This window comes from Streptomyces sp. NPDC047072, assembly GCF_040643855.1.
Classification (GTDB): domain Bacteria; phylum Actinomycetota; class Actinomycetes; order Streptomycetales; family Streptomycetaceae; genus Streptomyces.
The window spans coordinates 1-24,739 of record NZ_JBEYVC010000002.1 but is presented as its reverse complement, the minus strand read 5'-3'; the positions used below and the strand labels follow the sequence as shown (position 1 = coordinate 24,739).

General features: G+C 71.3%; 19 protein-coding genes, 1 other RNA gene and 4 pseudogenes. 14 read left to right on the top strand and 10 right to left on the bottom strand.

Annotated features, from left to right (window positions below):
• Positions 1-98: 98 nt before the first annotated feature.
• The gene (locus tag ABZ896_RS01030; protein WP_360919817.1) at positions 99-1,415 is read right to left on the bottom strand and encodes a sensor histidine kinase; all 1,317 of its coding nucleotides are present in this window, start codon (positions 1,413-1,415) and stop codon (positions 99-101) included.
• Between the two features lie 301 nt (positions 1,416-1,716).
• Between ABZ896_RS01030 and ABZ896_RS01025 the strand changes: the two genes are divergently transcribed.
• Genes ABZ896_RS01025 through ABZ896_RS01015 form a run of 3 tightly spaced genes read left to right on the top strand, consistent with a single transcriptional unit; the run spans position 1,717 to position 4,624 of the window.
• The gene (locus tag ABZ896_RS01025; RefSeq protein ID WP_360919814.1) at positions 1,717-2,574 is read left to right on the top strand and encodes a MaoC/PaaZ C-terminal domain-containing protein; all 858 of its coding nucleotides are present in this window, start codon (positions 1,717-1,719) and stop codon (positions 2,572-2,574) included.
• A 13-nt stretch (positions 2,575-2,587) separates the two neighbouring features.
• Positions 2,588-3,664 (top strand): Zn-dependent alcohol dehydrogenase, encoded by a 1,077-nt coding sequence (locus ABZ896_RS01020; protein ID WP_360919811.1) that lies wholly within the window; start codon positions 2,588-2,590, stop codon positions 3,662-3,664.
• A gap of 9 nt (positions 3,665-3,673) precedes the next feature.
• Complete coding sequence (locus ABZ896_RS01015) at positions 3,674-4,624, top strand: 3-oxoacyl-ACP reductase (RefSeq protein ID WP_360919808.1); 951 nt, start codon at positions 3,674-3,676, stop codon at positions 4,622-4,624.
• On the opposite strand, the pseudogene ABZ896_RS01010 reads toward ABZ896_RS01015, so the two are convergent.
• Positions 4,548-5,377, bottom strand: a pseudogene (locus tag ABZ896_RS01010) (helix-turn-helix transcriptional regulator). The gene ABZ896_RS01015 and the pseudogene ABZ896_RS01010 sit on opposite strands and share 77 nt — an antisense overlap.
• Here ABZ896_RS01010 and ABZ896_RS01005 point away from each other — a divergent pair.
• Positions 5,376-6,164 (top strand): annotated as a pseudogene (locus ABZ896_RS01005) (SDR family NAD(P)-dependent oxidoreductase); the annotation flags it as partial. The pseudogenes ABZ896_RS01010 and ABZ896_RS01005 sit on opposite strands and share 2 nt — an antisense overlap.
• 474 nt (positions 6,165-6,638) lie before the next feature.
• On the opposite strand, the gene ABZ896_RS01000 reads toward ABZ896_RS01005, so the two are convergent.
• Positions 6,639-7,847 (bottom strand): hypothetical protein, encoded by a 1,209-nt coding sequence (locus tag ABZ896_RS01000; protein WP_360919805.1) that lies wholly within the window; start codon positions 7,845-7,847, stop codon positions 6,639-6,641.
• A gap of 188 nt (positions 7,848-8,035) precedes the next feature.
• Here ABZ896_RS01000 and ABZ896_RS00995 point away from each other — a divergent pair, with 188 nt between their 5' ends.
• The 3 genes from ABZ896_RS00995 to ABZ896_RS00985 are packed head-to-tail and all read left to right on the top strand — an operon-like array spanning position 8,036 to position 10,785.
• The gene (locus tag ABZ896_RS00995; protein ID WP_360919802.1) at positions 8,036-8,893 is read left to right on the top strand and encodes a Nif3-like dinuclear metal center hexameric protein; all 858 of its coding nucleotides are present in this window, start codon (positions 8,036-8,038) and stop codon (positions 8,891-8,893) included.
• Positions 8,890-9,633 (top strand): C4-type zinc ribbon domain-containing protein, encoded by a 744-nt coding sequence (locus ABZ896_RS00990; protein WP_360920245.1) that lies wholly within the window; start codon positions 8,890-8,892, stop codon positions 9,631-9,633. The genes ABZ896_RS00995 and ABZ896_RS00990 overlap by 4 nt, the downstream gene beginning before the upstream one ends.
• Positions 9,634-9,645: 12 nt before the next feature.
• Complete coding sequence (locus tag ABZ896_RS00985) at positions 9,646-10,785, top strand: bifunctional RNase H/acid phosphatase (protein WP_360919799.1); 1,140 nt, start codon at positions 9,646-9,648, stop codon at positions 10,783-10,785.
• Here ABZ896_RS00985 and eda read toward each other — a convergent pair.
• A complete protein-coding gene (eda, locus tag ABZ896_RS00980) occupies positions 10,768-11,409 on the bottom strand; it encodes a bifunctional 4-hydroxy-2-oxoglutarate aldolase/2-dehydro-3-deoxy-phosphogluconate aldolase (RefSeq protein WP_360919794.1) in 642 nt (213 codons plus the stop codon). The two genes, ABZ896_RS00985 and eda, sit on opposite strands and share 18 nt — an antisense overlap.
• Positions 11,410-11,472: 63 nt before the next feature.
• Positions 11,473-12,255, bottom strand: a complete 783-nt coding sequence (gene yaaA, locus ABZ896_RS00975; RefSeq protein ID WP_360919791.1) for a peroxide stress protein YaaA — start codon at positions 12,253-12,255, stop codon at positions 11,473-11,475.
• A 64-nt stretch (positions 12,256-12,319) separates the two neighbouring features.
• Here yaaA and ABZ896_RS00970 point away from each other — a divergent pair, with 64 nt between their 5' ends.
• The 7 genes and pseudogenes from ABZ896_RS00970 (at position 12,320) to ABZ896_RS00940 (ending at position 17,950) form a co-directional block, all read left to right on the top strand.
• Positions 12,320-13,750 (top strand): RNB domain-containing ribonuclease, encoded by a 1,431-nt coding sequence (locus ABZ896_RS00970; protein ID WP_360919789.1) that lies wholly within the window; start codon positions 12,320-12,322, stop codon positions 13,748-13,750.
• Between the two features lie 114 nt (positions 13,751-13,864).
• On the top strand, positions 13,865-14,443 hold the full coding sequence (locus tag ABZ896_RS00965) for a Uma2 family endonuclease (RefSeq protein WP_360919786.1): 579 nt from the start codon (positions 13,865-13,867) through the stop codon (positions 14,441-14,443).
• A gap of 46 nt (positions 14,444-14,489) precedes the next feature.
• Complete coding sequence (locus ABZ896_RS00960; protein WP_360919783.1) at positions 14,490-15,311, top strand: AraC family transcriptional regulator; 822 nt, start codon at positions 14,490-14,492, stop codon at positions 15,309-15,311.
• A 19-nt stretch (positions 15,312-15,330) separates the two neighbouring features.
• A pseudogene (locus ABZ896_RS00955) lies at positions 15,331-16,161 on the top strand (DMT family transporter); the annotation flags it as partial.
• 85 nt (positions 16,162-16,246) lie between these two features.
• Positions 16,247-16,652: RNase P RNA component class A (gene rnpB, locus ABZ896_RS00950), an RNA gene on the top strand.
• Between the two features lie 117 nt (positions 16,653-16,769).
• Positions 16,770-17,363 carry a hypothetical protein gene (locus ABZ896_RS00945; RefSeq protein ID WP_360919780.1) on the top strand — a complete coding sequence of 198 codons (594 nt, stop codon included), beginning with the start codon at positions 16,770-16,772 and terminating at the stop codon, positions 17,361-17,363.
• A 2-nt stretch (positions 17,364-17,365) separates the two neighbouring features.
• Positions 17,366-17,950 (top strand): hypothetical protein, encoded by a 585-nt coding sequence (locus tag ABZ896_RS00940; protein WP_360919777.1) that lies wholly within the window; start codon positions 17,366-17,368, stop codon positions 17,948-17,950.
• On the opposite strand, the gene ABZ896_RS00935 is transcribed toward ABZ896_RS00940, so the two are convergent.
• From ABZ896_RS00935 to ABZ896_RS00915, 5 genes and pseudogenes are all read right to left on the bottom strand, one after another.
• Positions 17,937-20,537, bottom strand: coding sequence for a LamG-like jellyroll fold domain-containing protein (locus ABZ896_RS00935; RefSeq protein WP_360919774.1), 2,601 nt, complete (start codon positions 20,535-20,537; stop codon positions 17,937-17,939). The genes ABZ896_RS00940 and ABZ896_RS00935 overlap by 14 nt on opposite strands.
• A gap of 321 nt (positions 20,538-20,858) precedes the next feature.
• On the bottom strand, positions 20,859-22,481 hold the full coding sequence (locus ABZ896_RS00930; protein WP_360919771.1) for a DHA2 family efflux MFS transporter permease subunit: 1,623 nt from the start codon (positions 22,479-22,481) through the stop codon (positions 20,859-20,861).
• A 160-nt stretch (positions 22,482-22,641) separates the two neighbouring features.
• A complete protein-coding gene (locus ABZ896_RS00925) occupies positions 22,642-23,793 on the bottom strand; it encodes an aminopeptidase P family protein (protein ID WP_360919768.1) in 1,152 nt (383 codons plus the stop codon).
• Positions 23,794-23,892: 99 nt separating this feature from the next.
• On the bottom strand, positions 23,893-24,219 hold the full coding sequence (locus ABZ896_RS00920) for a MazG-like family protein (protein WP_360919765.1): 327 nt from the start codon (positions 24,217-24,219) through the stop codon (positions 23,893-23,895).
• Between the two features lie 25 nt (positions 24,220-24,244).
• Positions 24,245-24,649 (bottom strand): annotated as a pseudogene (locus tag ABZ896_RS00915) (RpiR family transcriptional regulator); the annotation flags it as partial.
• Positions 24,650-24,739 lie beyond the last annotated feature (90 nt).

Sequence of the window (24,739 nt, the reverse complement as noted above, 5' to 3'; positions counted from 1 at the left end):
CCATGGGGTCGCGTTCACAACAGCGAGCCCGTGGCGACCACGCGGCGAACCTGCGTGGCCCAGGGTGTTCATGTGCATCCCCCTCGTTGTCGACCCGCTCATTCTACCCGTCGGGGTGAACAAAGGGCAGCTACAGAAGGGGAGTTGACGGGATGTCCCGCCTCGCGGCGGTGCGCGCCGGGGAGTTCCGCCGTCACCGTGAACCCGCCCCGTGGGCCCGGGCCCGCTTTCAAGTGGCCGCCTGCCGCCGCGAGGCGTTCGGTCAGGCCCTTGAGGCCGGTGCCGCCGATGCCGGGTACGGGGGGTGAGGTGACCGTACTCGCGCCCGTGCCGTCGTCCGTGATGCGCAGGCGTACGCCGTCCGGTGTGCTGTCCAGGATGATCTCGCACCGCGTGGCCCCGCTGTGGCGGATCGCGTTCGTGGTCGCCTCGCGGATCACCCAGCCGAGGAGGGCCTCCGTGCGGGAGGTGAGAGCGAGGCCGGAGCGGCGGAGCAGGGGCGAGATGCCCGCGGCGCGCAACGCGGAAGCCGCGCGGTCGAGTTCCGTGCCGAGGCTGCCCTCCCGGTAGCCGGTCACCGCCTCGCGGATCTCGGTGAGCGCCTGGCGGCCGACGGACTCGATGTCGGTGACCTGGAGGAGCGCCGCGTCGAGGTCGCGCGGGGCCAGCCGCCGTGCCGCCTCCGACTTGACCACGATCACCGAGAGGGTGTGCCCGAGCAGGTCGTGCAGGTCGCGGGAGAAGCGCAGCCGCTCCTCCTCGACCGCGCGCCGGGCCAGTTCCTCGCGGGCCTCGCGCAGCTTCCGTACCGCCTCCGACAGGGACATGATCGCGGCCGTCACCATCGTGGAGATCCAGGTGGCGTACGCGGTGTCGAGGCCGCCCCAGCCCTCGTGGACGAAGGCGACCGCTCCGGAGGCCACGGTGACGATCGCGCCGACCCAGCGCAGGTGCGGCATCCGGACGACCGCGCCCGTGGCGAGGCCGAGCAGGGGGAAGAACAGCAGCCAGTTGCCGCCGTATCCGAGCGCCAGCGCGCAGGTGACCAGGCCCATCAGGACCAGCGCCGCGCGCGTGGAGCGGGCGTCGCGGGTCTGCTGCCGGAAGGCGCGGAAGGCGACGTAGACGTAGAGCGAGTTGAAGGTGAGCAGGCCGAGGCCGCCGATCCAGGGGTTCGGGGTCTGGTCCTGGAAGAGGTTGGAGAAGGCGCCCATGCCCATCAGCAGCCAGGGCAGCAGACCGAAGCCGTTGCCCAGGCCGACGTTCGACGGGACCTCCCCGGACTTCAGCGCGGCCTTGTACTCGGCCTTGAGGCGCTTCTTGTTCGCCTGGTAGTACCGCTGGTTCTCCCGGGCCCGGCGGACGTCCTCGCGGACCCCGTCCACCCGGCAGGAGAGCTTGCGCGACCAGGACATGACCGTTCCCCCTCACCCGTTCCCGGCGCGTCGCCGGTACGACAGGACCACGCTACGGACCGGCCCCGCCGGTCGGCAGAGGCGAATGTACGGGCCCGGGCGGGACAAATGTCACGGGTGCCGGCGTCGGGGAGACCAACAGACCTGACACCCCGTCAGGAGCCTTCACAAGTGCGGTGCGCTCGGCTATACAGAGGTCGCCGACTGGAACGCGTTCTAGATCGGCCCGTGACGACCTCGGTGCGGCCGACGGTGCGGACGGCCGTACCGGGGTCTTGAATCCGTCACTGTCAGGAGCCGTATGCCCATCGATGCCGCCACAGCCCTCGCCGCCGAACCCCGGACCGGCGAGATCTCCTGGACCTCGAAGGACGTCCAGCTCTACCACCTGGGGATCGGCGCGGGCGTTCCCGCCACCGACCCCGACGAGCTGCGCTACACCCTCGAGTCCCGGCTGCACGTGCTGCCCAGCTTCGCCACCGTCGCGGGCTCCGGCTCGCCCGGCGTGATCAGCGGCCTGTCCATGCCCGGCATCGAGGTCGACCTCGCCCGCGTCCTGCACGGCGGTCAGTCGCTGACGATCCACCGGCCGCTCCCGGCCGAGGGCACCGCGACCGCCACCGGGAAGATCGCCGCCGTGTACGACAAGGGGAAGGCGGCGGTGCTCGTCATGCGGACCGAAGTCGCCGACGCCGAGGGCCCGTTGTGGACCAACGACGCCCAGATCTTCGTACGGGGGGAGGGCGGCTGGGGCGGCGACCGCGGACCCTCCGCCCGCCTCGAACCCCCGGTCGGCGAGCCCGACCGGACCGTCGAGCGGCCGGTCCGTGAGGACCAGGCGCTGCTCTACCGCCTCTCCGGCGACTGGAACCCGCTGCACGCCGACCCGGAGTTCGCCAAGGTCGCCGGGTTCGAACGGCCCATCCTGCACGGGCTGTGCACCTACGGCATGACACTGAAGGCGGTCGTCGACACGCTGCTCGGCGGGGACGTGACCCGGGTGCGGTCGTACGGCACACGGTTCGCCGGGGTGGTGTACCCGGGGGAGACCCTGCGGATCCGCATGTGGCACACGCCGGAAGCCACGAGGGTCGCCGTCAGTGCGGTCGAGCGGGACGACGCGCCGGTCCTCGCCGACACCATCGTTGAGCACTCGTGATTGGAGCCGCACCATGCGCGCAGCCGTACTGCACGAGATCGGCCAGGAGAAGCTCGAAGTCCTCGACGACGTAGAGGCGGCGGGGTTCGGCCCCGGCCGGGTGCGGATCCGGGTACGGGCCACCGGGCTGTGCCACTCGGACCTGTCCGCGATGGCCGGCGTCCTGCCGCAGCCGGCTCCCTTCGTGCCGGGGCACGAGGGCGCGGGCGAGATCCTCGAAGTCGGGGAGGGCGTAAGCCACTTGAAGGCGGGCGACCGGGTGGTCGTGTGCTGGCTGCCCGCCTGCGGCGCCTGTCCCGCCTGCAAGCGCGGCCAGACCGAGCTGTGTCTGGCCGGGTTCATGAACGCGGGCACCCCCAACTTCAAGCGCCCCGGCGGTGATGTCTTCGGCTTCGCCGGGACCGGCACCTTCACCGAGGAGGTCGTCGTCGACGCGGGTTGCGCGGTGCCGATCCCCGACGACGTGCCCTTCGACATCGCCGCGCTGATCGGCTGCGGGGTCACCACCGGACTCGGCGCTGCCCTCAACACCGCTGATGTGGAAGCCGGTTCGTCGGTCGCCGTCATCGGCTGCGGGGGCGTCGGCATCTCCGCGATCCAGGGTGCCCGGCTCAAGGGCGCCGCCGAGATCGTCGCCGTCGACCCGGTCGTCTCGCGCCGTGAGGCCGCGCTCAAGTTCGGTGCCACGAAGGCCGTTTCGCCGGACGAGCTGGCCGACGCCAAGCAACAGGTCACCGGGGGCGAGGGATTCGACTACGTCTTCGAGGTCGTCGGCAGGTCCGCGACCGCCCGCACCGCCTACGACACCACCCGGCGCGGCGGCACCCTCGTGGTCGTCGGCGCGGGCGCCATGGACGACAACCTCCAACTCAACATGTTCGAGCTGTTCTTCGACGAGAAGCGCATCCTGCCCTCCATGTACGGCGGTGGGGACGTGCTGCGCTCCTACGAGCGGACCATCGCCCTGTGGCGGGCCGGCCGTATCGACCTGGAGGGCCTGATCACCCACCGGGTGCCGCTCGGCGACATCAACGAGGCGCTCGACCAGATGCGTTCGGGGACCTCCCTGCGCACCTGCATCGAGATCTGAGGGCCCCTCATGACACAGCCACTTCAGGGCCTGTCCGCGATCGTCACCGGCGCCGGCCGGGGGCTGGGCCGGGCCGAGGCGCTGGAGCTGGCCCGGCTCGGCGCGGCCGTGGTCGTCAACGACTACGGCCAACCCGGCCGGGACGGCTCCGGCGAGGCCTCCGCGGGCCCCGCCGAGGAGGTCGCCGCCGAGATCCGGGCCGCGGGTGGCACCGCGATCGCCCACACCGGTGACGTGGCCGACCACCAACAGGCCGGTCAGCTGGTCCGGTTGGCGATCGACGAGTTCGGCAAGCTCGACATCCTCGTCAACAACGCGGGCATCCTGCGCGACCGCATGGTCTTCTCCATGAGCGAGGGCGAGTGGGACGCGGTTATCCGGGTCCACCTCAAGGGCCACTTCAACACGACCCGGTTCGCGGCCGCGCACTGGCGGGAGCGGTCCAAGGCGGCGGGCGAGCCGGTGTACGGCCGTATCGTCAACACCTCCTCGGAGGCATTCCTCGCCGGATCCGCCGGACAGCCCAACTACGCGGCGGCCAAGGGCGGGATCGTCGGGCTCACCACCTCCACGGCCCTCGCGCTCACCCGGTACGGCGTGACCGCCAACGCCATCTGCCCGCGCGCCCGCACCCGGATGACCGAGGACGTCTTCGCCGAAGCCGGAGCGGGCCCCGACCAGTCCGACAACGGCCTCGACCCGCTCGCCCCCGAGCATGTCGCCCCGCTCGTCGGCTACTTGGCCGCGCCCGCCGCCGGACGCATCAACGGCCAGCTGTTCGTCGTGCACGGCGGCATGGTGGTGATCGTCGAACGCCCGCGCGTCCAGGCCAAGTTCGACAGCAAGCAGGACACCTTCAGTTACGACGAACTGGACGCCGTCCTCACCCCGCACTACGCACACCGCCCGCTGGGGGAGACCTTCGCGGCGGTGGAGGTGCTGGGGCTGAAACGTCAGTGACCCGACGGGACCGGTCGCGGGTCGCCCTGTCCCAGTCGAGGGTGATCCCCCCGACCAACGGGTGCCGGAAGAGCTTGGTCCCGTGGACGGCCCCGCGCACGTCGTGCCGGGCCCACAGCCGGCGGAAGTCGGCGCTGTGGATGCTCAGTTCACCGACGAGCGCGCTGGCCCGCGGGTGGTCTGGGTCCTCGGCGACGGCGGCGCGCAGCATGCCGACGTACTGGCGGGCCATGTCCTCCCCGTCCGGGCAGCGCAGCCGGGTCGGAACATGAGGGAGACCATGTTGCGCTCCCCGGGCGGCAGTTCGTCGGGGTCGCCCAGCAGGGCCTCGGCGAGCGGGTTCCAGGCCAGCACGTCGAGATGGCGGCCGAGGACCAGTCCGGGCGTGCCCATGACGTGCAGCAGCCGCCGGGTGCTCTCCGGTACCCGCTCGGCGCGCTGCGGACGGGTGCGGGCCGGGCGCCGCGTGGAGCGGGCCAGGTCGAACAGGTGCCGCCTCTCGTCACCGTCCAGCCGGAGCGCGGTGGCGAGCCCGTCGAGCGCGGCGTCGGAGGGCCGTACGTCGCGGCCCTGCTCCATCCGCTGGTAGTAGTCCGTACTGAGCCCGGCCAGTAGGGCGATCTCCTCCCGGCGTAGTCCGGTCACCTTGCGCCGGCCCCCGGGCTCCAGCCCGACGTCCCGCGGACACAGCCGGGCGCGCCGGGCGCGCAGGAAGTCCCCGAGTTCGCGTGCGTACGGATGATCGGTCGCCATGGGGACAGTGTGCGGGCCGGGCGAAGGACCGAGGTGGGTCTGCCATTCCCAGGCACCCGGGTACGACGGAACCCCGCCCGGCCGTGACTACGGTCGCCGCCGAACGGTCCCCCGACACCCTCCCCCGACACCTTCCAGGAGCACCGCCATGGCCGCGTGGAACACCCGTGACATCCCCGACCAGCACGGCAGGGTCGCCGTCGTCACCGGCGCCAACTCGGGCCTCGGCCTGGTCACGGCGACCGAACTCGCCCGGCACGGCGCCCAAGTCGTGCTCGCCGTACGGGACTTGGCGGCCGGTGAACGTGCCCGTCAAGTCGTCCGGGACGCGGCGCCGGGCGCCGAAGTGCACGTGCGGCGGCTGGACTTGGCCTCACTGGACTCCGTCCGCGCGTGTGCGAAAGAGCTGACCGCCGACTTCCCGGTCATCGACCTGCTGGTCAACAACGCCGGCGCGCTCGTGCTCGGGCCCACGGCACAGAAAACGGCCGACGGGTTCGAACTGCATCTGGGCACCAACATGGTCGGCCACTTCGCCCTCACCGGACTACTGCTCGGCGCCCTCGGCCGCGCCCCCGAACCGCGGGTGGTCAACCTCAGCTCGATCACCCACAAGAGCGCCCACCTCGACTTCGACGACCTCATGGCGCGGGACGGCTACAGCGCCAATCGGGCCTACGCCCGCTCGAAACTCGCCACGACCGTCTTCGGCCTCGAACTCGACCGCCGGCTGCGCGCCGCCGGATCACCGGTCCTCGGCGTCGTCGCCCACCCGGGGATGTGCCGCAGCAACTTCACCCCGCGGGCCTGGGGGTACCGCGGCCGGGTGACGGAGGTCCGTCCCAGTGCCGAGGCGGCCGACCCCGATACCGGTCGGCGCCTGTGGGGCGACGGCCGAGCAGCTGACCGGCGTCACCTACCTCTGAGTGCACGCGCGGGACAAAAAAGCAGGAGAAGGGGCCCACCGGTAGCCCGGCGAACCCCTTCATCCTCGTTGCGTACCGTCAGGCAGCCGCTTCGGCGCCCTCGGTCTCCTGGACCGGTCGGCGGTGTCGGCCACGAGGGGCCGTCTCGCCGTCCTGGGCCGCGACCGGACCCCGGTGCCGGCCTTGACCGGCGGAATCCTGGACGTCGGCAGGCTGCTGCGTCGTGCTGGCGTCGCTCATCGGAAGGAACTCACCCCGTCAACATGATCTTTCTAACAGCCGGGATTTTAACCAACGCCCCACGGGGCGAATCCAGATGGCCACGCCAACCGGCACTACTTCGTTACAAGACCGCCCAACGGGGCCTGTTGCAACGGCACCGGACGTGCTACGGCAGGCTCCGGAGGGTCCGGCTGCGGGGCCGCATCGTCCCCGTCCGGACCCTCCGGGCCCGCATCCCCCACATCCCCCGTTTCCCCCGTCTGCCCGGCGGCGGACCCCGCCCCCCAGGGCACCTCCCACCGGGCCACTCCGCACGGCACATCCGTCGTGCCGTACGGAAGCAGCAGCTCCCCGTCCCGCGTCCACAGCCCCGCGCCCGTCAACCACCCCTGGGGCGCCGGGAGATGACGGATCCGCCGCTCGGCGGGCCGCCAGACACCCACCCAGCTGCCCATCGGTCCGTCGACGCGCAGCGCCACCCCGCAGCTCTCCGGCGTCAGCACCTGCCCCGGCTGGATCGCGAACGGCGTCACCGAACAGTCCGGCACCCGCAGGAAGTCCGGGAAGCGCACCGGCAGCGTGCTCCCCAACACGCCCCAGCCCAGCCGCCGTTCACCCGGCGAGGGTGCGTCCGAGTCGATCAGCAGCAGCCCGCTGTCCGGGTCGGCGAGCAGCAGCCGGTCGTCGCTCTCCTCGGTGATCTGCAGCAGCGGGGACACCTCGCCGTCCCGCTCCAGGTCGACCACGACCGCCTTGGTCCGCCCGCCGACCTCCCGGTCCAGCACCAGCATCCGCCCGACCCGGTCCAGCCACACCCCGCCCGAGCAGCGTCCCGGGATCTCCGCGAGATGCTCCGGGCCGAAGGCGCCGCCCGCCACCAGCCAGACGGCGCTCGATCTCCGGCCGACGGCGAGGGCGTACGCCTTCTCGCCGCCCGGCGCGGGCGGCAGCAGCCGTAGCACCGTGCCCGGGTCCGGGCACTCGACGGCGCCCAGCGGCAGCTCACCCGTGGTCGGGCCGGTCGGGTACAGCAGCGAGAAGGCGTGCCGTCCGTCCGCGAACCGCCGGATCAGGACCCGTCCGTCGCCCATCGGCTGGACCTCGGTGCCGGGCTCCTCCGGCTGGTTGCCGGGCAGCGGCACCGCGTACGGCTCGGGGCCGCCGAGCGTCCAGCGCTCCGGGAACCAGGAGTCGCCGTCCTTCGCCAGGCGGGCCGCGTAGCCCCCGCACGCCGTGATCACGCACTCCGCCGACGGGCGCTCCCCGTCGCCGCCGTCGCCGTCCTCGTCCGCAGCCGCTGGTTCGATGGCACAGGCCGTCATCGTCCGGTCACCTCCGGCGACGAAACTAGTTTTCGTACGCACGGGCGTGGGACGGGCGGGCTTCCGCTTCACACATAAGGGTGGCCCAGGAACGATTCGCCTGAGGAATCCGGGGCGACTGTGCTGAGCGGGGCGGCCGGGAACCGGACAGGTTCAGCCCGACAGAACAGGCAGGTAGCCTTTCCTCCGTGCCCCGTCTGTCTGAAGTCATCGCCGCGCTGGAGAACCTCTGGCCCGCCGCGCGGGCCGAGTCCTGGGACGCGGTCGGCACCGTCGTGGGCGACCCCGACCAGGAGGTCGCGCGGGTCCTGTTCGCCGTCGACCCGGTCCAGGAGATCGTCGACGAGGCGGTGAAGCTGGGCGCGGACCTGCTGGTCACCCACCACCCCCTTTATCTCCGCGGTACGACGACGGTCGCGGCCTCCCACTTCAAGGGCCGGGTCGTCCACACCCTCATCAAGAACGACATCGCCCTGCACGTCGCCCACACCAACGCGGACACCGCCGACCCGGGCGTCTCCGACGCGCTCGCGGGCGCGCTCGACCTTCGTGTCGTACGACCGCTCGTGCCCGACCCGACCGACCCGGAAGGGCGCCGGGGGCTCGGCCGGGTGTGCGAGCTGGACCCCCCGATGCGCCTCGCCGACTTCGCCGCCCGCGCCGCCGAACGCCTCCCCGCCACCGCGCAGGGCATCCGCGTCGCGGGCGACCCCGAGGCGGTCGTCCGCACGGTCGCCGTCAGCGGCGGCTCCGGTGACAGCCTCTTCGACCAGGTCCGGGCGGCCGGCGTCGACGCCTTCCTCACCGCGGACCTGCGCCACCACCCGGTCTCCGAGGCCGTGGCGCAGACCCCCCTCGCGCTCCTCGACGCGGCGCACTGGGCCACCGAGTGGCCCTGGTGCGAGCTGGCCGCCGCCCAGCTCGACGAGATCTCCGACCGCCACGGCTGGGACCTGCGCGTCCACGTCTCGAAGACGGTCACCGACCCCTGGACCGCCCACGCGGCGTCCAACCCGACCTCTAGCTCAATGGGAGCCCCCAACTGAACGCCGCGCCCGCCGACCAGATCCGCCTTCTCGACGTCCAGGCCCTCGACGTACGGCTCCAGCAGCTGGCGCACAAGCGCAGGTCGCTGCCCGAGCACGCCGAGATCGAGGCGCTCACCAAGGACGCCACCCAGCTGCGCGACCTGCTCGTGGCCGCGCAGACCGAGGAGAGCGACACCGCCCGCGAGCAGACCAAGGCCGAGCAGGACGTGGACCAGGTGCGCCAGCGCGCCGCCCGCGACCAGCAGCGCCTGGACTCCGGTGCCGTGACCTCCCCCAAGGACCTGGAGAACCTCCAGCGCGAGATCGCCTCCCTCGCCAAGCGCCAGGGCGACCTCGAGGACATCGTCCTGGAGGTCATGGAGCGCCGGGAGTCCGCGCAGGAGCGGGTCGCCGAGCTGACCGAGCGGGTCGGCGCGGTGCAGGGCAAGGTCGACGACGCGACCGCGCGCCGGGAGGCGGCGTTCGAGGGCATCGACGGCGAGGTCGCGACGGTCACCAAGGAGCGCGAGGTCATCGCCGCCTCCGTCCCCGCGGACCTCCTCAAGCTCTACGACAAGCTGCGCGAGCAGCAGGGCGGGATCGGCGCGGCCAAGCTGTACCAGCGCACCTGCCAGGGCTGCCGCCAGGAACTCGCCATCACGGACTTCAACGAGGTCCGCGCGGCCGCGCCCGACACCGTGGTGCGCTGCGAGAACTGCCGTCGCATCCTCGTGCGTACGTCCGACTCCGGCCTGTAAGGAGCCCTGGACGTGCGGGAGTTCATCGTCGAGGCGGACGGCGGGTCGCGGGGCAACCCCGGGCCCGCCGGGTACGGCTCCGTGGTGCTGGACGCGGCGACGGGGGAGGTGCTCGTCGAGGCGTACGAGTATCTCGGCGTCGTGACCAACAACGTCGCCGAGTACCGGGGGCTGGTGGCCGGGCTCCGCGCCGCGCACGCGCTGGACCCCGCCGCCTCGGTGCACGTCCGCATGGACTCCAAGCTGGTCGTCGAGCAGATGTCGGGGCGGTGGCAGATCAAGCACCCGGACATGAAGCCGCTGGCTCTGGAGGCGGGGCGGATCTTTCCGCCGGGGCGGGTGACGTACGAGTGGATCCCGCGGGAACGGAACAAGAGGGCGGACCGGTTGGCGAACGAGGCGATGGATTCGGGGGGTTCGGCGAGCTCGATCCGTGAGCCGTCTTCTGGTGCCGCCGTCAAGGCTGAGGCCGATCGCCGGGCCGCTGTCAACGTGGCTCGGTCCGGGTGGGCCCCGGCTGATATGGGCGCGCCTGCCACCTTCGTGTTGTTGCGGCACGGGGAGACACCGTTGACTCCGCAGAAGCGGTTCTCGGGGAGCGGCGGTACGGATCCGGCGCTCTCCGATGTCGGACGCGAGCAGGCCGAGAGGGCGGCCGAGGCACTGGCCGCGCGCGGAACGATCCAGCACATCCTCGCCTCGCCGCTGACAAGGACCCGCCAGACCGCCGCAGCCGTCGCGGAGCGACTCGGCATCGAGGTGACCGTGGAGGACGGTCTCATCGAGACCGACTTCGGCGCCTGGGAGGGCCTCACCTTCGGCGAGGTCCGCGAGCGCTACCCCGACGACCTGACCAAGTGGCTCGCCGACCCCGAGGCCCGACCCACCGGCGGCGGCGAGAGCTTCGCGGCCACCGCGACGAGGATCGCCGCGACCAGGGACAAGCTCGTCGCGGCGTACGCGGGTCGCACCGTCCTGCTCGTCACCCACGTCACCCCGATCAAGACGTTCGTCCGTCTCGCCCTGGGCGCCCCGCCGGAGTCCCTGTTCCGCATGGAACTCTCCGCGGCCTCGCTCTCCGCGGTCGCCTACTACGCCGACGGCAACGCGAGCGTGCGGCTCTTCAACGACACGTCACACCTGCGGCCGTAGGGCGGAAAGGCCGGCGGCCTCCCGCGCCAGCGCCTCGACCCGTCCCCAGTCCCGCGCGGCGATCGCCTCCGCGGGCAGCATCCAAGTCCCGCCCACACAGCCGACGTTGGGAAGGGCGAGGTAGTCGGGGGCATTGCCGGGCCCGATCCCGCCCGTCGGGCAGAACCGCGCCTGCGGCAACGGCCCCGCGAGCGACTTCAGATACGCCGTCCCGCCCGCCGCCTCCGCCGGGAAGAACTTCATCTCCGTCACCCCGCGCTCCAGCAGCGCCACCACCTCCGAGGTGGTCGACACCCCCGGCAGGAACGGCACCCCGGACGCCCGCATCGCCTCCAGCAGGACGTCCGTCCAGCCCGGGCTGACGAGGAAACGCGCGCCCGCCGCCACCGACTCCTTCACCTGCCCGGGCGTGATCACGGTCCCGGCACCGACCACCGCCTCCGGCACCTCCGCGGCGATCGCCCGGATCGCGTCCAGCGCGACGGGCGTCCGCAGCGTCACCTCGATGGCCGGCAGCCCGCCCGCGACCAGCGCACGGGCGAGCGGTACAGCGTCGGACGCGTCGTTGACAACGACGACGGGGACGACGGGTGCGAGGTCGAGCGGAGACGGGGAGGATGCCATGACGTCATCATGGCCAAGTGATGCAGTTGGCGCAAAGCTCATTGCAGAGGGCGCAATGACGGCTCAGTGGATCTCGTCCACCAGCACGTCCAGCGACCACGCCTGTCCCGCCTTCGCGGGCGCCTCGCCCTCCACGACGTACCCGAGGTCCCGCAGCGCCTCCGCCAGCTCCGCCGGGCCCTTCGGAGCGATCCCGGCCACCAGCAGACTCCGTACGATCCGCCCCTTGGTCGCCTTGTTGAAGTGGCTGACGACCTTCCGCGTCGGCGCGTGCAGCACCCGTACGGTCGCCGTCCGCCCCGCCACCTCGCCCTTCGGCTTCCACGCGGCCGCGTACGCCGAGGACCGCAGGTCCAGCACCAGCCCGTCGCCGGCCGCCTCGGGCAGCGCCGCCGTCATCGCCGTACGCCAGTAGGAGCCCAGCGGGCCGAGCCCCGGCAGCTTCACCCCCATCGAGCAGCGGTACGACGGAATCCGGTCGGTCACCCGAACCGCTCCCCACAACGCCGAGAACGTGAGAAGGGAACGCCCTGCACGCCTCTTCGCCGCGGCGTCGAGAGAAACCAGGTCGAGGGCGTCGTAGAGCACTCCCGTGTAGATCTCCCCGGCGGGCCGCGTCCCGGCGGTCCGGAGTTCGACGTTCTTGGCGACCTCTCCTCTGAGCCCCTCGCTCAGTCCGAGCACCTCGCGCGCCTTCTCCTCGTCCCCGGCGCACAGCTCGACGAGCGTGTCGAGCACGGTCGCGCGGGTCTCGGTGAGGGCCGGCAGCGACAGCGACTCCAGCTTCAGCGGGGCGCCACGGCCGGAGGAGGCCTTGCCCTCGGAGGGCGGCAGCAGGACCAGCACGGAAGATCTCCTTCTGTTGAGCTCCCGGACAGCGTACGGCGCCCGATCTGCTTACCCTCGCTGTATGCCCCGCCGCCGCATGCGTGTGACCGACGATCAGCTGAGGGCCGCGTGCGCGGGCCTGCGTACGGAGCTGGGGGTGCGGTCGGAGTTCCCGCCGGAGGTGTCGGCCGAGGCTTCCGCGGTCCCTGCACCCGGGGTGCATGCCGACGCCACCGACATCCCCCTCTTCACCATCGACCCGCCCGCCTCCACCGACCTCGACCAGGCGATGCACCTGTCCCGGCGGGGCAGCGGCTACCGCGTCCGGTACGCCATCGCCGACGTCGCCGCCTTCGTCGTACCCGGCGGCCTCCTCGACGCGGAGACCCACCGCCGCGTGATGACCCTGTACTTCCCGGACTCCCGCGTCCCGCTGCACCCGCCGGTACTGAGCGAGGGCGCGGCCAGCCTCCTCCCGGACCAGCTGCGCCCGGCCGCCCTGTGGACGATCGACCTCGACGCGGAAGGCCGTACGACCGCCGCCGAGGTGCACCGGGCCCTGGTCCGCAGCCGGGCCAAGCTGGACTACGAGGGCGTGCAGAGGGCGATCGACACGGGTACCGCCGAGGAGCCGCTCCTGCTGTTGAAGGAGGTCGGTGAGGTGCGGGAGGCGCTGGAGGTCGAGAGGGGCGGGATCTCGCTGCGGGTTCCGGAACAGGAGATCGTGGAGCGGGACGGGGGGTACGAGCTGACGTACCGGGTGGGGGTGCCCGCCGACGGCTGGAACGCCCAGATCTCCCTGCTCACCGGCATGGCTGCGGCGGACCTGATGCTCGCCTACGGCACGGGCGTGCTCCGCACCCTCCCCGCGGCCCCGTCCGGAGCGGTCGGCCGCCTGCGCCGCACGGCCGAGGCCCTGCACATCGACTGGCCGCATCATGTGTCGTACGCGGCCCTGGTCCGCTCCCTGGACCCACGGAACCCGCACCACGCGGCGTTCCTCCAGGAGTGCACGACGCTGTTGCGGGGCGCGGGCTACACGGTCTTCCGGGACGGAGTCCTGCCGCCCCTCACGACCCACGCGGCGGTGGCGGCGCCGTACGCGCATTGCACGGCGCCGCTACGGAGGTTGGCGGACCGGTACGCCTCGGAGATCTGCCTGGCGGCGGTGGCGGGGTCGGCCGTACCGGAGTGGGTGCTCGCGGCGCTTACTGGGTTGCCGGGGGAGATGTCCTCAGGCGGCCGACTCGCTGCGAAGGCCGAACGGGAGTGCGTGGACATCGTCGAGGCGGCGCTGTTGAAGGACCGGGTGGGGGAGGTGTTCGACGGGTGCGTGGTGGAGCTGGAGGAGCGTCAACGGGGTTCTGGCACCGTGCAGTTGTCGGATCCGGCGGTCATTGGCCGCATCGACGGCCCTGGACTGTCACTGGGTGATCGACTGCGGGTGAGGGTCGTGGGGGCGGATCCGGGCACGTCTGCGAGCCGGGCGAAGGTACGCTTCGCGCCCGCTTGACCGCGTGCCCGAGACACCGATCGTGTGCCACGATCGAGGGAACGGTTCCCGATCTCATGGACAGGTGATCTTCCGATGTCCCAGTCTGGCGAGCGACAGAAGGAGGGGCGTGACATGACTGCCGTGGCCCACGAGCCGCTCACGCAGGCAGAGGTCCTGCTGGAGGGTTTCCTCGCCCTGGACACTCCGGAGGGTTTCCGGGCTGAGCTGATCGAGGGGGAGATCGTTGTGACGCCGCCGCCGGACGGGGACCACGAGGACTACATCGAGCTGATCGTGAACCAGGTGTATAGGCGATCCCAGACCGATATGCAGTTTTCCGGGAACAAGGGGCTGAAGCTGCAGAGCGGGGGCGGCTGCCCGAAAGACCACGTGATCCCGGACGGCACGTTCGCTCCAAGGAAGCTGCGCCTCTACCGGGGCGCCGACTCCTGGATGCCCTGCGACGGCGTCGCCATGGTGCTGGAGGTGACGTCCACCAGGCCCAAGGCCGACCGCGAGGCCAAGCGCCGTTGCTACGCCCGCGGCGGTATCCCCCTCTATCTGCTCGTCGATCGCGAAGCCTCGTCGGTCACCCTGTTCAGGAACCCTGAGCGGGACGACTACCGGGAACACGACACCCGCCCCCTCGGCAAGCCGCTCACCCTCCCCGAGCCCTTCGCCTTCGACCTGGACACCGCGGACTTTCTCTGAGCCCCACGTCGTTGCACCCTGTGGACGACGAACAGGGGGACGGGCCGTGGCCGAGCAGGCGTTGTGGACGAGGGCGAGGCTGGGCCGCTGTGGCCCCCCAGTGGACCTCCTGACCGCCCGCTTCGACAAGCACGTCTACGCCCCGCACGCCCACGACGAGTACACCATCGGCGTCTGCGTGGGCGGCTCGGAGATCATCGACTACCGCGGCGGACACATCCGCACCGGCCCAGGTTCGATCGTCGTCCTGGCCCCCGGCGAGATGCACACAGGCGGCCCGGGCACCCCCACGGACGGCTACGCCTACCGCGCCCTGTACGCGGAGTCCTCCCTGCTGAAGGACGGCACCGTAGGCCTCCCGCACTTCCGCGACCCCCTCATAGACGACCCGGAACTCGCCGCGGCCCTCCGCCTCGCCCACCGCGAACTCAGTGCCTGCCCCGACCCGTTGGAGACGGAGTCCCGCCTGCCCTGGCTCCTGACGGCCCTCTCCGGCCGCCACTCCACGGCCCGTATGGCCCCCTGCGTGATCCCGGGCGCGGACGCCATCGCGCAACGGGTACGAGACCGCCTGGCCGACGAACTCCTCGCACCCCCGTCCCTCGCCGACCTTGCCACCGACCTGGACATGTCCCGCTACCAACTCCTACGGGCCTTCCGTACGGCGATGGGGATCCCCCCGTACGCCTGGCTGGCCCAATACCGCGTGAACCGGGCACGCGCTCTGCTGGACGCCGGCGTCCGCCCCGCCGAGGCGGCCGGCCTGGTGGGCTTCGCGGACCAGGCCCACCTGACCCGCTGGTTCCGCCGTGTGCTGGGGGTGACCCCGGCGGCGTACCGCAACAGCGTTCAAGACGCGGGCCGTTGAGTCCGCCGACGATGTCCGCATGACTGCACGCGGCTGGTTCCTGTTCTCCCTGATGGGAGTGGTGTGGGGCATCCCCTACCTGATGATCAAAGTGGCGGTGGACGCCCCGCTCTCGGCCCCGTTCGTGGTGTTCGTCCGCTGCGCGGTGGGCGCGCTGCTCCTGCTGCCGTTCGCGGTGAGGCAAGGGGGCTTGTCTGCTGTCGTACGGTCACACTGGCGCCCCATGCTGGCCTTCGCGGTCATAGAGATCATGGGCCCCTGGTACACGCTGACGGACGCGGAACGCCACCTCTCCAGCTCGACGGCGGGCCTGCTAATAGCGGGCGTCCCGATAGTCGGCGTGCTGCTGGCACGCTTCTTCGGCGACACGGAGGGGCTGGGAGCGCGGAGGGTGACGGGCCTGGCGCTGGGGTTGGCGGGGGTGGGAGTCCTGACCGTTCCGCACCTCACGGGGGGCGACGCGAAGTCGATGGCGGAGGTGCTGGTGACGGTCGTGGGCTACGCGACGGCCCCGCTGATAGCGGCCCGCTGGCTGAAGGACATCCCATCCCTCCAGCTGACGGCCCCGTGCCTGGCGCTGGCGGCGTTGGTATACGCCCCTTCCGCGGTCCTGACCTGGCCGTCCTCGATGCCCTCGGCCTCTGTTGTCGCCGCCCTTGCCGGCCTGGGAGTGATCTGCACGGCGGTCGCGTTCGTCGCCTTCCTGGAACTGATCAAGGAGGTGGGCGCGACGAGGGCGACGGTGATCACGTACGTCAACCCGGCGGTGGCGGTGGTGGCGGGGGTGCTGTTCCTCTCCGAGCCCCTGACAGTGGGCGTAGGTGTCGCCTTCGCGCTGATCCTGGCGGGCTCGGTACTGGCGACGGCGGGGCCGGTTCGCGTGACCGCCGAACCGGCCTGCCCCGAGTCCCCGGTAACATGGTCCGCACGGCAGACGAGCCGGGCGGACGGCCGCGTGGAATCCCCTCTCGGGGGGCTCCCCGAGGAACGTCCGGGCTCCACAGGGCAGGGTGATGGCTAACGGCCACCCGGGGTGACCCGCGGGACAGTGCCACAGAAAACAAACCGCCCGGCGCTTCGGCACCGGGTAAGGGTGAAACGGCGGTGTAAGAGACCACCAGCGCTTGAGGCGACTCAGGCGGCTAGGTAAACCCCACCCGGAGCAAGGTCAAAAGGAGCGCGGTAAAACGCACTCTGCGGGGACGTTCGAGGGCTGCCCGCCCGAGCCCCCGGGTAGACCGCACGAGGCCTACGGCAACGTAGGCCCTAGATGGATGGCCGTCGCCCCGACTCCCGCGAGGGACCGGGGCACAGAACCCGGCGTACAGCCCGACTCGTCTGCCGCTGCCTGTGGGCCTCTGTCCCACGATCAGGTGAATCAGTTCTCTTTGGGAAACCGTGCGGGACCGGTGCAAGTCACACACCTTGCACTGCACCACACACGCCCCAGGGGGAATCATGAATCAGCAGCAGTATCCGCCGCAACAGCCCTTTGGGCAGGCGCCGTTCTCGCCTCCGCCGCCGAAGAAGGTTGGTGCGGGGAAGGTCGTCGGGCTGGGGTGTCTTGGTCTTGTCGGGCTCTTCGTTCTCATTGCGCTTGTCGGTGCTGTTGTGGGGGGCGGGGCGGGTAGCTCCAAGGGTGCCAAGGCCGGTGGCTCCGTGTCGAAGGGGGACAAGGCGGCCGATGCCTCCGCCGCCGCCGCTTCCGGGGGCAACGGCGAAGAGGGCGACGGCAAGAACAAGGCCGGCAAGAAGGTCGTTGTTTTCAAGGTGTGGGGTACGGCTCCTGCCGGCGCTCTCGGGCCGCTCGACATCACCTATGGGTCCGATTCCGACAGTCGTGACGGTGCCTTCAAGAACGGTGAGTTCGAGGCCACGCTGCCGGTCGACGATGAGGCCGTGTACTTCAACGTCACCGCTCAGCTTCAGGGGTCCGGGGACATCCACTGCTCCGTCACGGTCGGTGGGAAGACCAAGAAGGCTCACGCGTCCGGGGACTACAACATCTGTAGTGCTCAGCTCAGTTCCGGTCTGCTGGGAGGGTGGGGCTGACGATGGTCGATGTCGAGAGCAGTCCGCAGCTTCCCGTCCCGCCCCTGCCGCCCGTCCCCCCTCCGCCGCCCGGACCGCCCGGCCCGCCTAAGAAACGCCGCACCAACGCCGTCATCATCGGTTCGGCCGCCGCTGTCATCGCCGCGATCGTCACCACGGGCATCGTCGTCGTGGGGGCCACAAAGGGGTCCACCAACGACGACGACAAGCCGAGCACCGGCGCCGCCGTCGCGTCGAGCGTCCCGGACCTGGATCTCGTCACCCCCGCCACGGAACCGACGTACGCCCAAGTCGACGTCGACAGCTTCTCGATCGAGTTGCGCACCACCGAGCGCCAGTGCTTCGGATCGGCGGGCTGCAATCTGACCGTGGAGCCTGAGCTGACCTACCTGGGTAGTAGCGGGGTCCTCGACCCGGACGCGACGTACGAGATCACCTACGAGATCCACGGTGACGAGTCCGGGTCGGTCATTCAGACCGCCGAGCTCACTGACCAGACCAGCCTGAGCTACACGCCGTCTCTGATCAGCACCGCCTCGGCGGGTACGGAGCCTTCCGTGGAGATCACCGACATCAGGTCAAGGTGAGTTCCAGGACCGTGACCGACAGCGGGGGCAGGGTTGTTGTGAAGGTCGGGGCCGCTCCGGTCACCGCCGTGGTTCTGGGGACCAGCGTCGTCGGCTCCGTCAGAGTGTTCGTCGCCGTAGCAGACGGCCCCGTCAGCACCGTTGCCGTCGCCGCCTTCCTCACCCCCTTCGCCAGGCCCGTCAACTCGACCGGTACATCCAGCTTCTCCGTCCCGTAGTTCACCACCGCCAGGTAGAGGCAGCGACCCGAGCGCGTGACCACCGTCGCCAGGCCCGGCAGCGCCCGCGTCGTTGCCGGGAGGACCGTGTCGCCCAACCTGCTCGTCAGCATCTGTTGCGCCCAGTAGCTCGGCGAGACGTAGCTCGTGAGGTTGTCGTAGGCGATCAAGTTCGTTGCCCAGACGTTGTTGTTCACGTTGGAGAACAGCGGGGCGTAGCACTCCATCAGGACCTGGTCGGAGTTGCGGATCAGGCCCGCCAGCCAGGACGCGTCGCCCAGCGCCGCGTTCAGGTCGGGGGTCGGGCGGCCCTCCTGTGCCGCCCATTCGCCTACGAAGACCTTCGTCGACGCCCGGTCCCTGTTGTCGTACTTGTGGGTGGCCGCCTGGGCGGCTGACGGGGCCAAGTAGTAGTGCTCGTCTATCAAGTCCGGGGTGCGGCTCGTCACCGTCGTCGTCGCTATCAGCTTCAGGTGCGGGTACTTCGCCTTGATCGCGTCGTAGAACGCCGTGAAGCGGGCGTCGTACGAGCCCGAGCCGTCGAACCAGTCCTCGTTGCCTATCTCCACGTACTCCAGGGGGAACGGTTTCGGGTGGCCGTCCGCCGCGCGGCGCGCGCCCCATGTGCTGGTGACCGGGCCCGTTACGTATTCGATCTCGTCCAACGCGTCCTGGACGAAGGGCTGGAGGGCGTCGCCCGTGACGTGGTCGCCCTTCAGCGTGTAACCCGCGAAGACCGCCAGGACCGGCTGGGCCCGCATGTCCTCGACCCACTCCAGGTACTCCAGCAGGCCCAGGCCGTCCGTCGACCAGTAGCCCCACGCGTCGTCCATGTGGCCGGGGCGCGCCCAGACCGGACCGATCGTGTTCTTCCAGTTGAAGCGGGTCGCGATCGTGTTGCCCTCCAGGAAGTTGCCGCCCGGGAAGCGGAGGAACTTCGGCTTCAGGGCGATCAGCTTCTCCATCAGGTCCACGCGCAGGCCGTTCGGGCGGTTGTTGTGCGTGGGCGGGAAGAGGGAGACGTGCTGGAGCCACAGGGTCTCGCCGGAGGCGGACGGGTCGGCCGTCGTCACCGTCAGGCGGGCATCGCCGGTCACCGGGGCGTCCGCCCCCGTGCGCAGGGTCAGTTCGTATGGGCGGTCCGGGAAGGTCGTACCGACATGGGACAGGCGCGCCGAGGCGTACACCGTCCCCCCGTCCGCCGACTCGATCGCCACCGTCAGCGGGCCCATGCGGCGGGACGCCTTCGCGAACAGGCGGGCCGTGTACGTGGTTCGGGGGCGTACCGGGATGCCCCAGAAGCCGTCGTTCGCGACACCGGAACGGCCAACAGCCCCTGTGGCGCTTGGCAGTTCCACCTTGAGGGAGCGGTTCAGGGCCTCGTTCAGGGGAGCGGAAGCGTCCAGCGTCAGCGTCGTGCCGCCCACCGCCGACCAGTGCACCGCCGCCGTGTCGCTCGCCATCATCGAGCGGTTCTGGACCAGTTCGGCGTAGATGCCGCCCTCGCCGGAGTGGTTGATGTCCTCGAACATCAGGCCAGGGAGGATGGGGGAGACCGCGTGGGCGGGGTGGGCAACGTCCACGCTAAGCAGGGGAGTTGTGGACTCCACCGGGACCCCGGCCAGCGTCGCGACCTGGTCCGGGGTGAGGGCCGTCGGGAACAGTTGTACGTCGTCGATCTGGCCGTGCCACTGGTCGACCTGGCCGCCGCCGTACAGGGCGCGGCCGATCGCCGTGGCCCCGGTGCCCGCCCAGCCCGCGGAGTACGCCGTCTCCCCTTCGAGTACGCCGTTGACGTACAGGCGGGTCACGCCGGACGTCGGGTCGTTGACGCCCACCAGGTGGGTCCAGGTGCCGGCCGTCGGGGCGGACGCGGCCGCCGCGACCGCGGCGCCCTGGGTCGCGTCCGAGGCGAGGCGGGCGAAGGCGAACGTGCCGGTGTCGTCGCGCAGGCCCAGGTAGAAGGCGCTGACGACCTTGCCGTCGATGCTCACGGCGGTCTGGTAGCCGCCGAGTTGGGCGAGGTTGACCCAGGCGGACACCGTGAACGCCTGGGAAGTGTCCACAACGGCAACGGGAGTTGTGGCGTTGCCGCCCGCCGTGAGGCCGAGGCTGTGGGCGCCGACCTTGCCGGTGTCCCAGTCGGCCGCGCCCTGGAGGGTGGCGGTGTGGGCGTTGCCGGAGGAGTCGGCGGCGGTGGTGCCGGTGCCCTCGTCGAAGGTCCAGTGGGCCGACGGGTCGGGGAGGGCGGTGGGGGAGTCCACCACCGTGGGAGCGGCTACGGCTGGAACGGACCCGGCGAAGGCCAGGGAGGCCGCGCCGAGGGCGGTGAGGACGGTTCTGCGGGAGGGTCCGGCTTCTGCGGGCATGCGGGAGTTCCTTCACGGTGCTCAGGAGACGAAAAGCTCAGGAGACGGAAATGTGTGCGCTCACATTCCGGGCCCTCGGACGTCGTCACGCCTGCGGATCGCATGGAAGGGTGAGGGTGTTGTAGCCGGTCAGAGCGCTTGATCGGGGCGTGGAGGGACGGACGGGCCGCCGTTCTCGCGGCTCCGTCTTTCTACGGCGGGATCAATACCGGGTCAACACTGTTGAACAGTCAAGAGTGCTCAAACAAAAGCTGTGCCGTCTGTTTACCGGTGTGCGCGGCCGGGTGGTCTTGCCTCCTCCGGAATGTGTGCGCTAACAATTCAGTGGAGGCCGACCGGCGGTGTCGCGCGGTCCCCCTCGCCCCCGCCGCCCTCGCCCTCGCCCTCAAGCAGCTTCGACTCCTCGCGCCTGCGCGGCAGCAGCAGGGACGCGCCCAGGGTGATCACCATCGCGCCGACCGCCACCCAGTACGTCGTCTCGAACGCGCCCGCCAGATCGGAGATCGCGGTGGACTGGAACGCGTCGCCCAGCCGCTGCGCGGTCTCCGTCGCCCAGGCCGGCGGCTGTACGCCCGCCTGCTTGGCGTCGCCGAGGGCGCGGAGCGCCGAGAACGCCTCCGAGGCGTTCTGCTGGTTGGTCAGGACCACCGACATCACCGCCACGCCCACCGAACTCGCCACCTGCTGAATGACGTTGATCAGCGTCGAACCGCGGGCGACCTGGTGCTCGCGGAGCGTCTTCAGGGCCGAGGTGAAGGTCGGCATCATCGAGCCGCCCATGCCGAGCCCCATCACGAACAGGAAGAGGATGACCCGCCAGTACGGCGTGTCGGGGTCGGCGCTGAGGGCGAGGCCGATGATGCCGGCGAGGGCCGTGGCCATGCCGACCGGCACGATCCGTCCCACCGGGATCTTGTCGGCCAGGGTGCCCGCGATCGGCATGGTCAGCATCGCGCCGATGCCCTGCGGGGCGACCAGGAGACCCGCCTTGAGGACGTCCTCGCCGCGCACCTGCTGGAAGTAGGTCGGCACCAGCAGCATCGCGCCGAAGAAGGACCCGGCGAACAGGAACATCACGATGGTCGCCACCGTCAGGTTGCGGTCCTTGAACAGCCGCAGGTCCAGCAGCGGGTGCTCGGGCCGGAACGCCCACACCACGAACGCCGTGATCAGCACGAGGCCGACGAGTCCGGGTACGAGGACCTTGGTCGCGGCCACGGTGCCCTCGCCGGGGATGGACGAGACGCCGTAGAGGAAGAGGGCCAGGCCCGGGGACATCAGCAGCATGCCGACGAAGTCGAAGGTCTCGCTGGGCTCGGGCGAGTCCTTGGGGAGCACGACCAGGGCGTAGACGATCGCGATCACCCCGAGGGGCAGGTTGATCAGGAAGATCCAGTGCCAGGAGACGGCGTCGATGAGCCAGCCGCCGAGGATGGGGCCGGCGATCGGGCCCAGCAGCATCGGCACGCCGAGGATCGCCATCAGGCGGCCCATCCGGTGCGGGCCGGCCGTCTTCGTCATGATCGTCATGCCGAGCGGGACGAGCATACCGCCGCCCAGTCCCTGCAGGACCCGGAAGCCGATCAGCGCCTCGATGTTCCAGGCGAACGCGCACAGGATCGAGCCGAACGTGAACAGCGCCAGGGCCGTGACGTAGAGGCGCTTGGTGCCGAAGCGGTCCGCCGCCCAGCCCGTGACGGGGATGACGGCGGCGAGCGCGAGCGTGTAGGCGGTGATGGTCCAGGCGACCGTGGAGTAGGCGTCGACCTTGAACTCGGTGAGGAAGGTGGGCAGGGCGACGTTCACGACCGTCATGTCCAGGATGGCCATGATCATGCCGACGACGACGGCCCCGGCCACCTTGAGTATGTCGGCGGTGATCCTGGTGTCGTCGTCGCCCGGACCCTCGGTGGTGTTTCCCGTGTCGGCAGCGGTGCTGGTCATCCACGTCCTCCCGGTCGGCAGCGGCTCCGGACGACGGCTGGTCGCCCGGAGCGTCGGCGGGCCGGTCGAGACGGCTCGCTCGTCGCCGCCACGCTAGGGAGAGCGGTCGCGGGGGCGCAACCATCTTTCGGACGCGAAGAGGCCGTCGCGGACCCCGCGCTCACTCCACGATCGCCATCCCGTGGTCCGTCGTGTTGAGGCGGCGGCCCCCGTCCGGGGTGCACAGGACGATGTCCTCGATGCGGACTCCGAAGCGTCCGGGCAGGTAGACGCCCGGTTCGATGGAGAAGCACATGCCGGGGGCGAGGGGGGTCTCCTCGCCCTCGGCCAGGTACGGGGGTTCGTGGGTGGTGACGCCGATGCCGTGGCCGGTGCGGTGCGCGAAGTGGTCGCCGTAGCCCGCGTCCTCGACGACCCGGCGGGCCCTGCGGTCGATCTCCTGGCAGGGGACACCGGGCGCGACCGCCTCGAAGGCCGCCTGTTGGGCCGTACGGACGAGGTCGTGGACCGTGCGTTCCTCGTCCGTCGGCTCGCCGACGTGGACCGTGCGGGTGGTGTCGGAGCCGTAGCCGTCCTTGAGGCCGCCGAAGTCCAGGACGACCGTGTCGCCCTGCTCGATGACGCGGTCGCCGGCCTCGTGGTGCGGGTCCGCGCCGTTCGGGCCCGCGCCGACCACCGCGAAGTCGACCTGGCTGTGCCCGTGTTCGCGCAGCAGCCGGGCCAGGTCGGCGGCCACGTCGCTCTCGCGGCGGCCGGCGAAACGGACCGCGAGGATCTCCTCGTACGCCGCGTCCGCGGCCGCTGCCGCCGCGGTGAGGCGGGCCGCCTCGGGCTCGTCCTTCACGGCGCGCAGCATCGGCAGCACCGTGGTCAGCGCCCGGTACGTGGTCAGCGGCAGCGCCTCCTGGAGGCCCAGCAGGTGCAGCGCCCAGGTCGTGTCGGAGACGCCGTAGCGGCCGCTGGGCAGGAGGAGGCCGGAGGCCGCCGCGTACGGGTCCTGGCCGTCGTGCCACTCGGACACGCGCAGCGCCCCCGCGCCGGGCGCGGCCTCCGCGTCGGGGCGTTCCAGGGCCGGGACCAGCAGACGGGGCTCGGAGCCGGGGGTGAGGACCAGGAGGGTCGGGCGCTCCGCCGGCGCGGGCGGGCGGTAGCCGCACAGCCACACCATGTCGGGGCCGGGGGTCACCAGCAGGCCCGCGAGTTCCGCCTCCGCCGCGGCCCTGGCCGTGCGGGTCATCCGAGCCGCGTAGTCCTGCTCCGCGAAAGGGGCGGGGGCGTCGTTCTCCGCGAAGGGGGCGGGGGCCTCGTTCATCCGGATCCTCCGACGGTGGGGTGCACGTCGTCCGGTTCATCGTCCGAGGAGCGCGGGGCGGGCCGCCCGGGGGCGTAGGCCGAACGGGTGAACGTCCCGTTACGCGGCAGGGCCGAGCGAGCGTTCCCTGACACGGGCCAGATGCGCCATGAAGGTCTCGCGGGTGTCGGGGGTGAGGGTGCGCAGGGCGACCAGGGCCGTGATCACCACGTCGCACAGCTCGCCCTGCACGTCCTCCCAGCTGTGGCTGACGCCCTTGCGGGGGTTCTGCCCGGTCGCCCCGATGACCGCCTCGGACACCTCCCCGACCTCCTCGGCGAGCTTCAGCATCCGCAGCAGCAGTCCTTCACGCCCACCGAGGGGCTGACCGGCCTCCAGCCAGCTCCAGAGTTCGTCGACGCAGGCCCAGATGTCGTGATCGCTCATACGGAGCAGAGTGCCACCTCGGCCCTCACTCCCCGAACAACGCCTCCTGCTCCTCGAACAGGGCCGTCTGCGTGTCGTCGGTGTCCTTCTCCCGCAGCCGCCGGCTCCGCGCCCCCACGACCGCCGCCGTCACCAGCCCCGTCGCCGCGAGGGCGACCGGCACCATCCAGCCGCGGTTCACCGTGTGGCCGAGCGCGTGGTCCAGGGAGAGGCGGCCCGGGCCTGTCACCGCGAGCCCCGCCGCCGTCAGGCCCAGCGTGGCCGCGTACTCGTAGCCGCCGCCCGCGTTGAAGAAGCCGTTGGGGGCGTGCACCGCGGACGCGCCCGCCATCGCACCGGCCGCCGCCGCACCCGCGGCCGGCGTCGCGAGGCCCAGCGCCAGCAGCGTGCCGCCGCCCGCCTCCGCGAGCCCCGCCGCCCGCGCGCTCGCCACACACCTCTCGACCCGGCACACGAGCCCCTTGAGGAGCAGCCATGACCACCACCACTCCCCCGGTCAACCCCCGTTCGATAGCCCTGG